Annotated in this window: 12 protein-coding genes and 1 pseudogene; 9 read left to right on the top strand and 4 right to left on the bottom strand. The window is 65.0% G+C overall.

The features are described 5' to 3' along the window. Window positions 1–36 precede the first annotated feature (36 nt). Both XI09_RS13535 and XI09_RS13530 read right to left on the bottom strand, forming a co-directional pair. Window positions 37–1,617 (bottom strand): ATP-dependent acyl-CoA ligase, encoded by a 1,581-nt coding sequence (locus XI09_RS13535; protein WP_271567279.1) that lies wholly within the window; start codon window positions 1,615–1,617, stop codon window positions 37–39. A 244-nt stretch (window positions 1,618–1,861) separates the two neighbouring features. Next, window positions 1,862–2,272 carry a VOC family protein gene (locus tag XI09_RS13530; RefSeq protein WP_271567278.1) on the bottom strand — a complete coding sequence of 137 codons (411 nt, stop codon included), beginning with the start codon at window positions 2,270–2,272 and terminating at the stop codon, window positions 1,862–1,864. A gap of 126 nt (window positions 2,273–2,398) precedes the next feature. Here XI09_RS13530 and XI09_RS13525 point away from each other — a divergent pair, with 126 nt between their 5' ends. From XI09_RS13525 to XI09_RS13510, 4 genes and pseudogenes are all read left to right on the top strand, one after another. Next, window positions 2,399–3,373 (top strand): Bug family tripartite tricarboxylate transporter substrate binding protein, encoded by a 975-nt coding sequence (locus XI09_RS13525; protein ID WP_271567277.1) that lies wholly within the window; start codon window positions 2,399–2,401, stop codon window positions 3,371–3,373. Window positions 3,374–3,831: 458 nt separating this feature from the next. Continuing rightward, on the top strand, window positions 3,832–4,308 hold the full coding sequence (locus XI09_RS13520) for an ArsR/SmtB family transcription factor (protein WP_271567276.1): 477 nt from the start codon (window positions 3,832–3,834) through the stop codon (window positions 4,306–4,308). 11 nt (window positions 4,309–4,319) lie between these two features. Beyond that, window positions 4,320–4,652: pseudogene (locus tag XI09_RS13515) on the top strand (SRPBCC family protein); the annotation flags it as partial. A gap of 21 nt (window positions 4,653–4,673) precedes the next feature. Continuing rightward, window positions 4,674–5,411 (top strand): DUF899 domain-containing protein, encoded by a 738-nt coding sequence (locus tag XI09_RS13510; RefSeq protein WP_271567275.1) that lies wholly within the window; start codon window positions 4,674–4,676, stop codon window positions 5,409–5,411. Between the two features lie 214 nt (window positions 5,412–5,625). Here the strand turns inward: XI09_RS13510 and XI09_RS13505 are convergent, their stop codons facing one another. Continuing rightward, window positions 5,626–6,870, bottom strand: a complete 1,245-nt coding sequence (locus tag XI09_RS13505) for a S1C family serine protease (protein ID WP_271567274.1) — start codon at window positions 6,868–6,870, stop codon at window positions 5,626–5,628. Between the two features lie 194 nt (window positions 6,871–7,064). Between XI09_RS13505 and XI09_RS13500 the strand changes: the two genes are divergently transcribed. From XI09_RS13500 to XI09_RS13480, 5 genes are all read left to right on the top strand, one after another. After that, window positions 7,065–7,682 (top strand): hypothetical protein, encoded by a 618-nt coding sequence (locus tag XI09_RS13500; protein ID WP_027542100.1) that lies wholly within the window; start codon window positions 7,065–7,067, stop codon window positions 7,680–7,682. Further along, window positions 7,669–8,043, top strand: coding sequence for a winged helix-turn-helix domain-containing protein (locus XI09_RS13495; RefSeq protein ID WP_027542101.1), 375 nt, complete (start codon window positions 7,669–7,671; stop codon window positions 8,041–8,043). Before XI09_RS13500 ends, XI09_RS13495 begins: the two co-directional genes overlap by 14 nt. Before the next feature lie 29 nt (window positions 8,044–8,072). Continuing rightward, window positions 8,073–8,813, top strand: a complete 741-nt coding sequence (locus tag XI09_RS13490; RefSeq protein ID WP_271567273.1) for a di-trans,poly-cis-decaprenylcistransferase — start codon at window positions 8,073–8,075, stop codon at window positions 8,811–8,813. A 120-nt stretch (window positions 8,814–8,933) separates the two neighbouring features. After that, window positions 8,934–9,470, top strand: a complete 537-nt coding sequence (locus XI09_RS13485; protein ID WP_271567272.1) for a GNAT family N-acetyltransferase — start codon at window positions 8,934–8,936, stop codon at window positions 9,468–9,470. Window positions 9,471–9,552: 82 nt separating this feature from the next. Further along, on the top strand, window positions 9,553–10,038 hold the full coding sequence (locus XI09_RS13480) for a Crp/Fnr family transcriptional regulator (RefSeq protein ID WP_271567271.1): 486 nt from the start codon (window positions 9,553–9,555) through the stop codon (window positions 10,036–10,038). On the opposite strand, the gene XI09_RS13475 is transcribed toward XI09_RS13480, so the two are convergent. After that, entirely contained in the window at window positions 9,977–10,804 is an 828-nt protein-coding gene (locus XI09_RS13475) for a metallophosphoesterase family protein (protein ID WP_271567270.1), read from the bottom strand. The genes XI09_RS13480 and XI09_RS13475 overlap by 62 nt on opposite strands. Window positions 10,805–10,848 lie beyond the last annotated feature (44 nt).

Here is a 10,848-nt window from a genome sequence, read left to right as displayed (position 1 = left end):
TTTCGCCAGGACGACGTCGTGGAGATAGCGCAAAGCTTACCCCACCATCTTCCTCAGCTCCGCCTTCGCCACCTTCTCCAGCGTCGAGCGGGGCATGTCGTCGACCAGCCTGATCTCGCGCGGCACCTTGAAGTCGGCAAGGCCCTTGCGGCAGGCGGCCATCACGCTGTCATGCAGGTCCGGCGCCGCGCCCGCGACGCCGCCGTGCGGGATGATGAAGACGACCGGCACCTCGTCCAGCATCGGATGCTTCTTCGCCACCACCGCCGCCTCGCGCACGCCGGGGACGAGCGCGATCACCTGCTCGATCTCGGAGGCCGCGACGTTCTCGCCGCCGACCTTCAGCATGTCCTTGGCGCGGTCCCCGAACTTGATGAAGCCGTTCGCGAGCCGCTCGACGCGGTCGCCGGTGAGGAAGAAGCCGTGCTCGTCGAAGCTCTCGCGCGTGGCTTTCTCGTTGTGCAGGTACTCGGCGAACAGCGACAGGCCGCGGATGCCCCTGATCGAGAGATTGCCGGTGTCGCCGACCTCGGTCGGCCGTCCGTCATCGTCGGTGATCCGGATCTGGTACTCAGGCGCGGCGCGTCCGATCGACATCGGGATGTTGGGCTGATCGACCTCGCCGACGATGCCGTGGGTGATGGTCTCGGTCATGCCCCACCAACCGATGATCTTGACGCCAAAGGCGGCAAAGCCCGGCGGCTCGTTGATGGCGCTGCCCCACAGGCGGAATTTGTGGTCGTTCGGGATCTCCTGCTCGAGCAGCGCCTTCATGCAGAAGGGAATGGTCGAGGTCCAGGTCGAGCCGTGCTCGCGCGCGACGCGCCAGAACCGGCTCGCGGAGAAGCGCGGCTGGATCACGCATGAGCCGCCGACCCACAGCGTCGCCAGCATGGAGTAGGCCAGCGCGTTGGTATGGAACAGCGGCAGATAGGCCTGATGCACGTCGCCGGCGTGCAGGTCCTCATGCGCGGCGTTGACCTTGGCGCCCCACAGCGCGTTGGCGTGGGTCCACAGCACCGCCTTCGGCCGCGATGTCGTGCCGGAGGTGTATTGCACGCTGCACGGCGCGAGCGGATCGGCCGCGCGCCTGGGGCGGTCGGCGCTGTCGGCGAACAATGCTTCAAAACTGTCGCCCTGTGCGACGGGCTGTGCTGGCGCCGCACCCGCATCGTGCGAGGTCACCGCCATCCAGCGCAGGTTGCGGCAGTGCCTTGCAATGATCTCGGCGTAGGACGGTTGCGTGATGGCGGCGACCGCGCCGCAATGATCCGCAAAATATTCCATTTCGGCCGGCGCCGAACGGGTGTTGGTGGTCACTGCGATGGCGCCGAGCTCGACGCAGGCAAACCAGGCCAGCAGCGCCTCGATGCAATTGTCCAGGTGAATGAGCACGTATTCGCCCGGCTTGACGCCGCGCTTCGCCAGCCCCGCCGCGAGCGCGCCGACCCGCTCGTGAAATTCGCCATAGCTCCAGCGCCGAGCCGGCGCGTCTAACGGCGCCCAGATCAGGAACGGATGTGAGCTGCGCATCTCGGCGCGCATCTTCAGCAGCCAGGGCACATCCAGCCCGTCGAACGGGCCCACGATTCCGGCTGCGGTCTGTTGATTGGGCATGAGTCCTCCCGTGCAGCCTGCATCTTGATGGCGGCCGCTTCTGGTTTATTGCGTCTTCCTGCCATCGGACGGCGCGGGGCGCAAATCGGGGGACGGGAATACCGTGTGGTGCGTGCACTTTCTCCCATCGTCATGGCCGGGCTTGACCCGGCCATCCACGTGTGCCCGCGTATTCGGTGTCAAAGGCGTGGATGCCCGGGTCAAGCCCGGGCATGACGATGCAGTGTGTAGCGCGAGGCGCGCCTCAATCCTCGTACGACGAGATCTCGATCAGGCTCCCGTCCGGATCCCTGCAATAGACCGAGCGCAGCGTGCCGCGGGCGCCCTGCTTGGGAACCGGGCCCTCCTCGATTGCGACGCCATGTGCCTGCAAATGCGCCACCACCTCGTCGGGCGAGGCGGAGGTGAGAAAGCACAGATCTTCGCTGCCGGCGGTCTGGTGGTCCGCGGTGAACCACTCGACCTTGTCGGCATCGCGCGGCCGGACGTTGATCTTCTGGTTACCGAATTGAAGGGAAGTCCGCGGCGCTTTGCCGCCACCGGGGTCGAACACCTTGACTTCCATGCCGAGAATCCTGCGGTACCACTCCGCGGTCACCGCGACGTCGGCGACGTTGATCACGAGATGATCGAGGGCCTCGACCTTGACCGGCATGCCTTATCCTTTCGTCGCCATGTGCGTTGCGCACTTTCCGCGTGCTTCGAGCTTTGTTACAACGCCGCTGACGACGCTTTCAAGATATCTGGCTTTCAAGAACAACACGTTGGGAGAACCCTTGAGATGATCACTCGCCGTACCGCGCTGGGCCTGCTTGCCGCCACTCCTCTTGCAGCCAGCCCGCTGTCGAAGGCCCTTGCTGCCGATTATCCGGCTCGCCCGGTGAAATGGGTGGTCGGCTATCCGCCGGGCGGGGCCACCGACATCCTGGCGCGGCTGCTCGGCCAGCGGCTGTCGGAGAAGTTCGGCCAGCAATTCGTGATCGAGAACAAGCCGGGCGCCGGCAACAATATCGCCACCGAATCCGTGATCAATGCCGAGCCCGACGGCTACACGCTTCAGCTGGTCAATCCGGCAAACTACATCAACGCCTCGCTCTACACCAATCTGAAGTTCAACTTCGTGCGCGACATCGCGCCGATCGCCTCGTTCCAGCGCGTGCCGAACGTGATGACCGTCAACAAGGACGTGCCGGCCAAGACCGTCGCCGAGTTCATCGAATACGTGAAGGCCAATCCCGGCAAGGTCAACATGGCCTCGTCAGGCAATGGCACCTCGGTGCACCTGTCCGGCGAGATGTTCATGGCGATGACCGGCTGCAAGATGCAGCACGTGCCCTATCGCGGCGCGGCGCCCGCGATCACCGACATGCTCGGCGGTCAGGTGCAGGTGATCTTCGACAACATGCCCTCGATCATCCAGCACATCCGTTCGGGCAGCCTGCGTGCGATCGGCGTGACCACCGCGCAGCGCTCGCCGCAACTGCCCGACGTGCCGACGATCGGCGAGACCGTGAAGGACTACGAGGCGAGCGCGCTGTTCGGCATGGGTGCGCCGAAGAACACGCCGAAGGAAATCATCACCAAGCTCAACGAGGAGATCAACACGCTGATGAAGGAGCCGGACATGACCAAGCGTCTGGTCGAGCTCGGCGGCGAGCCGCGGGTGCAGACCCCCGAGGCGTTCGGCGAGGAGATCAAGGCCGAGACCGAGAAGTGGAAGAAGGTCGTCGAGTTCGCCGGCCTGAAGGTCGAGTAGCGATCTTGTGATGATCGGAAATGGAGCCCTGCCGTTCGGCAGGGCTTTTTTTCTTGCGCGCGTTGTCTCGTTGATCTGGAATAGAACGGCCCGGCGAGACCTGATGATGTTTGGCCCGTATCTCGCGCTGTGAAGAGAGGAGTTGGGATCATGCGCAAGACGCAATTGATCCTGCTGACACTGGGTGCGGTCCTCGCCGGTGTCGTCACCGTCACGCCCGCTGCGGCGCGCAGCAGCAGTGCCAGGCCAGCGTGTCCGGCCGGCTGCTGTTCTGCGGCCTCAATCCGCTCATGGCCTATGGCCAGGTGCCGCAGCGCCAACCCAAGCCGCGCCGGAGCGCGCGGCTCGTTACGCCGCACTAGTCGCGTTTCACGCTGCAAACCGGTCGCTGCCTGATCACGCAGTCGTGCAGCGGGTTCCGGCTTGACGGTTCTTCGTTCGCGTTTATACTAAACCATATGGTTAAGTATCAGGACGAGACGCTGGACCGGACCTTTGCGGCGCTGTCCGACCCGACGCGGCGTGCGCTTCTTGCCCGCCTTGGCGAGCAGGACAGCCTGTCGGTGAGCGAGCTGGCCGCGCCGTTTCCGGTCTCGCTGCCGGCGATCATGAAGCATCTCGACGTGCTCACGGATGCAGGCCTGATCGTGCGCGAGAAAACCGGTCGCACGGTCTCCTGCCGGCTCACCGCGCAGCCGATGGAGCAGGCGATGAACTGGCTCAATCGCTACGCCCAGTTCTGGTCCGACAATCTCGATCGTCTTGCCGCCTTCGTGGAGGAAGAGACATGGCCAACCCAGCCGTCAACGCCGATTCCCGCAGCGCCGAACGCGCAAGCGAACGTCCAAGCGAACGTCCAAGCCTCACGCTCACGCGCCGGCTCCGCGCGCGGCCGGAAAAAGTCTACGCCGCCTGGACGCAGGCCGCGCAGCTAGCGCAATGGTTCGGGCCGCCGAACATGAGACCGGCGACGCTGAACGCCGAGCTCGACGTTCGCACCGGCGGCCGCTACCGCATCAGCTTCGTCCGCGACGACGGCGAATATTTCGAGGCCGGCGGTACCTATCGCGAGGTCGTGCCGAACGAGCTTTTGGTCTTCACCTGGGCCTGGCACTCGACGCCGGAACGCGAATCGCTGGTCACGATCTCGTTCAAGCCGGATAGCGCCGGCACGCTGATGATCTTTCATCACGCCCAGTTCTTCGACGAGACCGCGCGCGACAACCATCAGCGGGGCTGGAGCTCGTTCTTCGACAAGCTCGATGCCTTCGTCGCCTGATTCCTGTCAGAGGAGACCGCCATGCAGCACCATCAGATCGTTTCGCGCGAGCAATGGATCGCGGCTCGCAAAATCCATCTGGCGCATGAGAAGGAGCTCACAGCGGCCCGCGAGCGCCTCGCCGAGGAGCGGCGCGCGCTGCCCTGGGCCAAGGTCGACAAGGATTACGTGTTCGACGGACCGAACGGCAAGGTGGCGCTCGGCGATCTCTTCAGGGGGCGTCCGCAGCTCGTCGTCCAGCACGTGATGTTCGCGCCCGACTGGGAAGCCGCCTGCAAGAGCTGCTCGTTCTGGGCCGACGGATTCGAGCGCATGGTGCCGCATCTGGCCGCGCGCGACACCACCATGGTCGCGGTCTCGCTGGCACCCAGCGCAAAGCTCGAGGACTTCAAGACGCGGATGGGCTGGACCTTCGACTGGGTCTCGTCAGGGAGCAACGGCTTCAACCAGGATTACGGTGTGACGTTCTCGCCAGAGCAGATCGCCACGGGCAAGCCGATGTACAATTTCGGCACCACGCCGATCTACGGCCCCGAGCTGCCCGGCATCAGCGTGTTCTACCGCAACGAGGCCGGAGAGATCTTCCACACCTATTCCTGCTTCGCCCGCGGCCTCGACATGATGAACGCCGCCTATCAGTACCTCGACCTCACCCCGCTCGGCCGTCACGAGGAGGGGTTGCCCTATCCGATGGACTGGGTGCGCCTGCGCGACCAGTACGAGCCGCAGGCGGCGAAGGGTGCGTGCTGCCACGGGTGAGGGAGCGACATAGGGCTGCGCAGCCTGCGCCTCCGCTAGACTCATCCCCTCACCGTCACCCTGAGGTGCTCGTCCTGCGGTGCACCGCAGGACGAGCCTCGAAGGGCGGCGGCCCGGCTGCATCCCGGCCGTTCATCCTTCGAGGCTCCCGACGCGATGCCTGGCATCGCGCCGCTCGCACCTCGGGATGACGGGGCTGGTTGTTTTGGCAGCCTCACCGCTTCGCGTCAGCCTGCTCCGTCCCGTTGCACGAGATCAGCATCGTATAGGGCCGCGCGTTGCCGGCGATGTCGGTGGTCTTGAGCTCGCTCTTCGGCTCCGCGGTCTGGTAGGGCACGACGCTGTTGTCGAGGAAGTCGCGCAGCGCGCCGGTCTTGATGGCGAAGTTGATGTTCTCCGGAATGTTGCCGGTCGCAGCGGCGATGCGCAGTACGGGGATCTTTGCGGTGACCACACCCACGATCTGACCGGTGGTGTCGAACAGCGGGCCGCCGCTATTGCCGGGCTGCACCGGCGCGCTGATTTGCAGGAAACGCGTGTCGTTGCGCATGCCGCTGAGCGAGCTCACGATACCGGTCGTCACGGTGAAGTCCGACGTGAGCAAGCCATGGTAAGGAAAGCCGATCGCGACGACGGAATCGCCGGAGCGGAACGAGCGGTCGCGGATCCGCGCAAAGTCCTTGAATGTCACTGTCGATGGCGCCTGTAAGAGAGCGAGATCGTTGTTTGCATCGCTCGACACGACGCGCAGCACCATCGAGGCCTCGCCGGTGAGGTTGCCCTTGATGTCGCCGACGCAGCCGTCGATCACATGGTTGTTGGTGACGATGTGTCCGCTGGCGCTCACCACGAAGCCGGTGCCGCTCCTGGCCCGGGCAGCTTTGCTGCCGGCCGGTGGCGCCTGCTTGTCCGGCGCGGGCTGCGGCTTGGCGGCGATCTTGGTGAAATCGCCGGCCTTGTCGAGCCCGTCGGCTTTCACCTTGGTCATGCAATTGGCCAATGCGGCGATCACCGGGCCGGTCGAGGTCAGGTCGAAATTCAGGACGGCGCGGCCGGCCGTCGCCACCATCAGGCTCGCCTTCTGAAACGTTCGCACGACATTGAGCGGCATGATGGCCGTGAGCATGTTGGGCTGGTACGCCGTGGCGAACAGCCTGGCTTGCTCCTGCCCGTCAAAGGTCACGTCGATCGCGGCGTTCTCGCCCTTGTTGAAGCGGTAGCTGGGACTCGCAAAGGCGAGCGACCATGTGCCGGCGGCATTTTGGCTCACGACGAGGATGACGCCGTTCGCATAAGGCGTCGTCGCCGCGCAATGGGAGAAGGCGCCCGTTTCGTCATTGCTGAAGGCGCCGCCGATCCAGTTGCCGACGTTGACGCTGCCGAATGGTCCTTTCGCATGCGCGATGCCGGCAACGATCAGCTGCAACAGAGACGCAACGACAAATGACTTAAGCCACATACTTGCTCCCCCGGAATGGTTTTGAATCCATCTTATCCGCGGGAGGAGGTGTGGCGCAACCAGCAGTTGTCTGCTCGAGATCAGGCTCCTCGCGGCGACTTTCCGGCTTGCGCTTACTTTGCAATGCGATATACTTTGCAATACAAAGTAACGCGTCCGACAAGCGTGGGTGGAGCGAGGTTCTGGCGTTGCCGATGCGCGATCTCGACAAGGCACTGGCCGACATCGTGGCAATCCGCAGTCAGATTGCGGCCGGCACGGCGTTCCGCGGCTACGGACCGGCGACGATGGCCGCGACCGGCGCCGTCGCGCTGATTACGGCAATCCTGCAATTCTGGCTGCTCGGTGACCCCACCGGCGAGCCGCTCGGCTTCTTCTTCGGCTGGTTCGTTGCCGCCGTGCTCTCCGTCCTGGTGATCGGGATCGAGATGCGCGCGCGTTCACGCCGCCATCATTCCGGCCTTGCCGACGCCATGATCCACCAGGCGGTCGAGCAGTTCCTCCCCGCGGGCGTTGCCGGCGTGCTGCTTGCGGTGGTGATGTGGAAGTTCGCGAGCGAGACGCTGTGGCTGTTGCCGGGTCTGTGGCAGATCCTGGTGTCGCTCGGCATCTTCGCCTCCGTCCGCTCGCTGCCGCGCACCGTCGCGCTCGCAGGCGCCTGGTATTTCGTTTCAGGCTTCGCGGTCGTGGTGCTCGCGAGCCAAACCCACACGCTGTCACCATGGACCATGGGCCTGCCTTTCGTGATCGGCCAGTCGGTGATGGCGGGCATTCTGTATTTTGCGTCCGGAGACCATGATGTCGAAGACTGACAGCGCGCCTTTTTCCTATGAAGGGCTCGACCGCGTCATCCACGAGAAGGCGAGGCTCGGGCTTCTGACCTCGCTGATGGCGCATCCGAAGGGGCTGGCGTTCGCCGACCTCAAGCAGCTCTGCGGCCTGACCGACGGCAATCTCAGCCGGCATCTTGCCGTGCTCCAGGAGGCCGGCCTCGTCGAGGTGACCAAGGGCTATGAGGGCAATCGCCCGCACACCACCTGCCGCCTGACCAAGGCCGGCCGCCGCCGTTTCCTCGATTACCTCGCCGTGCTCGAACGGCTGGTGCGCGACGCCGCCAAGGCCGCCGGACGCGAGGCGCCGCCGCTCGGCCGCCTCGGTATCGTCTCGACCTGATCATCCCCTTTTTGACCGGAGACTTTGCAATGCAAAGTGAACTTGCGCCCCGCAACGAGAAGCTTCATGTCGGCATCATCATGGACGGCAACGGACGGTGGGCGACGCGGCGCGGCCTGTCGCGCGTGCGCGGCCACGAGGCCGGCGTCGAGACGATCCGCCGCATCGTCGAGGCCGCGCCGAAGCAGGGCATCGGCACGCTGACGCTCTATGCGTTCTCGACCGACAATTGGCGAAGGCCGAAGGCCGAGGTCGCCGCGCTGATGACCCTGATGCGCTTCTATCTCGCCAATGAGGTGCAGAGCCTGGTGAAGAACGGCGTGCGCCTCACCGTGATCGGCCGCCGCGACCGTTTGCCTGACGGCATCGCCAATGCGATCGCGCGCGCCGAAGCGGCCACCGCCCACGGCAGTACGCTGCACCTGCGCATCGCCGTGGATTATTCCGCGCGCGATGCCATCCTCAACGCCGCGGCGAAGGCGGCGGCACTGACCAGCCTCACCCGCGAAGCGTTCTCGCAGCTCGTCACCGGCGAGGCCGGCTTGCGCGACGTCGATCTCATCATCCGCACCTCGGGCGAGAAGCGGCTGTCGGACTTCCTGCTGTGGGAAGGCGCCTATGCCGAGCTGCACTTCACCGAGCGGATGTGGCCCGAATTCGACGCGGGCGATCTCGCCGAGGCCCTCGCCGCATTCCACGGCCGCGAGCGACGCTTCGGCGGCCTCCAGGCCATCATGCCCGAGGAGGTACCGTCACTCTCCCGTGTGTGACGCGCGGCACAGGGAAACGAGCTGTTCGTTTTCAGCCGCATGATTGGCAGCGTGTCCAAGCGCTGCGTGCACGGTCTCGGCTAGGTCTGCGGTCCACGCAACCTGCCGAGAGCGTCACGCATGTTACAGCTGTTTCCGGAGGCCGTCGTCGCGCCGGTTGAACCGACCGAAGCGAAGGGCATGGTCTGCATCCGGACCGCCAGTGCATCCGACGTGGAGAACCTGTCGGTCTATTTCACCGGCCTGTCCACGACATCGCGCAACAAGCGGTTCATGGGTGCGCGCGCCGACCTTGCCGTGGTCGCGGCCGAATGCGTGGCGAAGGCCGACCGTCCCGGTCACTTCACCTTGATCGCCGAGTTCAGGCAGGAGGGGCAGTGCACCATCATCGGCGAAACGCACTACGCCTACAATGCGGCCGCACGGCACGGCGAGTTCGCCATTTCGGTCGCCGATGCCTTCCAGCGCATGGGCCTTGGCCTCCAGATGATGACGGCGATGGAGACGTGCGCGATCGATCTCGGCCACGAGATGATCGCCGGCGAGACCGCGCGAACGAACGCGGAAATGCGTGGCCTGGCGACGAAGGCCGGGTTCAGGGATACCGGGCTCGGCGACTGGCAGTCGGTCCACCTCGCCAAGCACCTGTCGCGATAGCCATACGCAGGTTGATTTGCCGCGTGGCACGGATCGTGCTCTAGTATCCCTCTTGTATCCCCAGCGATGGGAGCTTTCGGCAATGCGCGCAGTCCTGGATTATTGCACCGGCGGAACGGAGCGGCAGGTTGCGGCCGGCACGGTCGTCGTCACCGAGGGCGGCACCAGCGGCCATCTCTATGTGCTGATGCAAGGCAAGCTCGAGGTGCTCAAGGGCGAGATGGTGGTTGCCACCGTCACCGAGCCGGGCGCGGTGCTGGGTGAAATGTCCGTGCTGCTGGGCCAGCCGCACACTGCGACGGTCAGGGCCTGCTCCGATGCGGTCATCTACGAGATCGAGGATGCCGCCTCGTTCCTCGCGCAGGAGCCGGGCGTGGCGCTCCTGATCGCGAAAATGCTGGCGCAGCGGCTCAACATCGCCAACACCTATCTCGCCGATCTCAAGCGGCAATATGCCGGCCACGGCACGCATCTGGCCATGGTCGGCGAAGTGCTTCAGAGCATGATCAACCTGCCGCCGCTTGAGGTCTCGCCAGGCTCGGATCGGCAATCCGATCCAAGAATGTAAGCCAGTCCGGCGGCGCCTCGATAAAGGCCGCCGGCCGCTTCAGCGGCGCGTCGAGGTCGATCCATTGCGCCTCGCCCGCCGCCAGCCAGAACGCCTTGTTGGCATCGAGATCCAGCACGATATGCGTCGGCGGCCGGCCCGGTTGCAGGCCCGTGTTGAACACCCAGGTCTGGCCCAGCCGGTCGAACCACGAGCCATCGGTGATGAAGGGTGACTGGTGCACATGGCCCGAGATCACCATCGACGGCTGATACTGCATGATCCACTGCACCACCTCGACATCGCCGAAGAAGCGCTTGCCGCCCCAGCTCGTCGGCGAATTTGCCGGCGGCGCGTGATGCGCCCAGATCCAGCGCTGCGGCCGGCTCGCCGCGGCATCCCGGAGCTGGTCGGCGATGCGCTGCTTGACCAGTGGTCCATCCCACCACGGGCACACCGTGAACAGGATGTCGCCGATGGTGAGGCTGTCGCCATCGCAGGCAACGCCGAGCTCCCGCACCTCCGAGATCCAGCGCGAGATCTTCTCCCCCTCCGCACTGCGCTCGTCGAGGTCGTGATTGCCGGAGCAGAGGATCACGCGGGTCTTTCCGGCAAGCAGTGCGAGGTATTTCTTCACCACCACGATCTGCGCGCGAAAATCCACCATCGAGCCGATGTCGAGCGCATCGCCGGCGAAGATCACCAGGTCGAATTGCGGCGCCGCGCTGACCAGCCAGTCGAACTGCGGCAGCGAGTAGTGCAGGTCGGCCACGACCAGGCAGCGCATTGAAAATCCGTTCGCGAGATTGAAAATGTCTGGGAATTCCAAAA

This window comes from Bradyrhizobium sp. CCBAU 11386 (genome assembly GCF_028128955.1).
GTDB lineage: Bacteria > Pseudomonadota > Alphaproteobacteria > Rhizobiales > Xanthobacteraceae > Bradyrhizobium.
The sequence above is the reverse complement of the archived record's forward strand: the minus strand, read 5'-3'. Positions and strand labels throughout refer to the sequence as shown.

Bases quoted from the DNA above. Each gene is read 5' to 3' on its own strand.
- XI09_RS13535 (WP_271567279.1), bottom strand. From the start codon at position 1,617: ATGCCCAATCAACAGACCGCAGCCGGAATCGTGGGCCCGTTCGACGGG.
- XI09_RS13530 (WP_271567278.1), bottom strand. From the start codon at position 2,272: ATGCCGGTCAAGGTCGAGGCCCTCGATCATCTCGTGATCAACGTCGCC.
- XI09_RS13525 (WP_271567277.1), top strand. From the start codon at position 2,399: ATGATCACTCGCCGTACCGCGCTGGGCCTGCTTGCCGCCACTCCTCTT.
- XI09_RS13520 (WP_271567276.1), top strand. From the start codon at position 3,832: ATGGTTAAGTATCAGGACGAGACGCTGGACCGGACCTTTGCGGCGCTG.
- XI09_RS13510 (WP_271567275.1), top strand. From the start codon at position 4,674: ATGCAGCACCATCAGATCGTTTCGCGCGAGCAATGGATCGCGGCTCGC.
- XI09_RS13505 (WP_271567274.1), bottom strand. From the start codon at position 6,870: ATGTGGCTTAAGTCATTTGTCGTTGCGTCTCTGTTGCAGCTGATCGTT.
- XI09_RS13500 (WP_027542100.1), top strand. From the start codon at position 7,065: ATGCGCGATCTCGACAAGGCACTGGCCGACATCGTGGCAATCCGCAGT.
- XI09_RS13495 (WP_027542101.1), top strand. From the start codon at position 7,669: ATGTCGAAGACTGACAGCGCGCCTTTTTCCTATGAAGGGCTCGACCGC.
- XI09_RS13490 (WP_271567273.1), top strand. From the start codon at position 8,073: ATGCAAAGTGAACTTGCGCCCCGCAACGAGAAGCTTCATGTCGGCATC.
- XI09_RS13485 (WP_271567272.1), top strand. From the start codon at position 8,934: ATGTTACAGCTGTTTCCGGAGGCCGTCGTCGCGCCGGTTGAACCGACC.
- XI09_RS13480 (WP_271567271.1), top strand. From the start codon at position 9,553: ATGCGCGCAGTCCTGGATTATTGCACCGGCGGAACGGAGCGGCAGGTT.
- XI09_RS13475 (WP_271567270.1), bottom strand. From the start codon at position 10,804: ATGCGCTGCCTGGTCGTGGCCGACCTGCACTACTCGCTGCCGCAGTTC.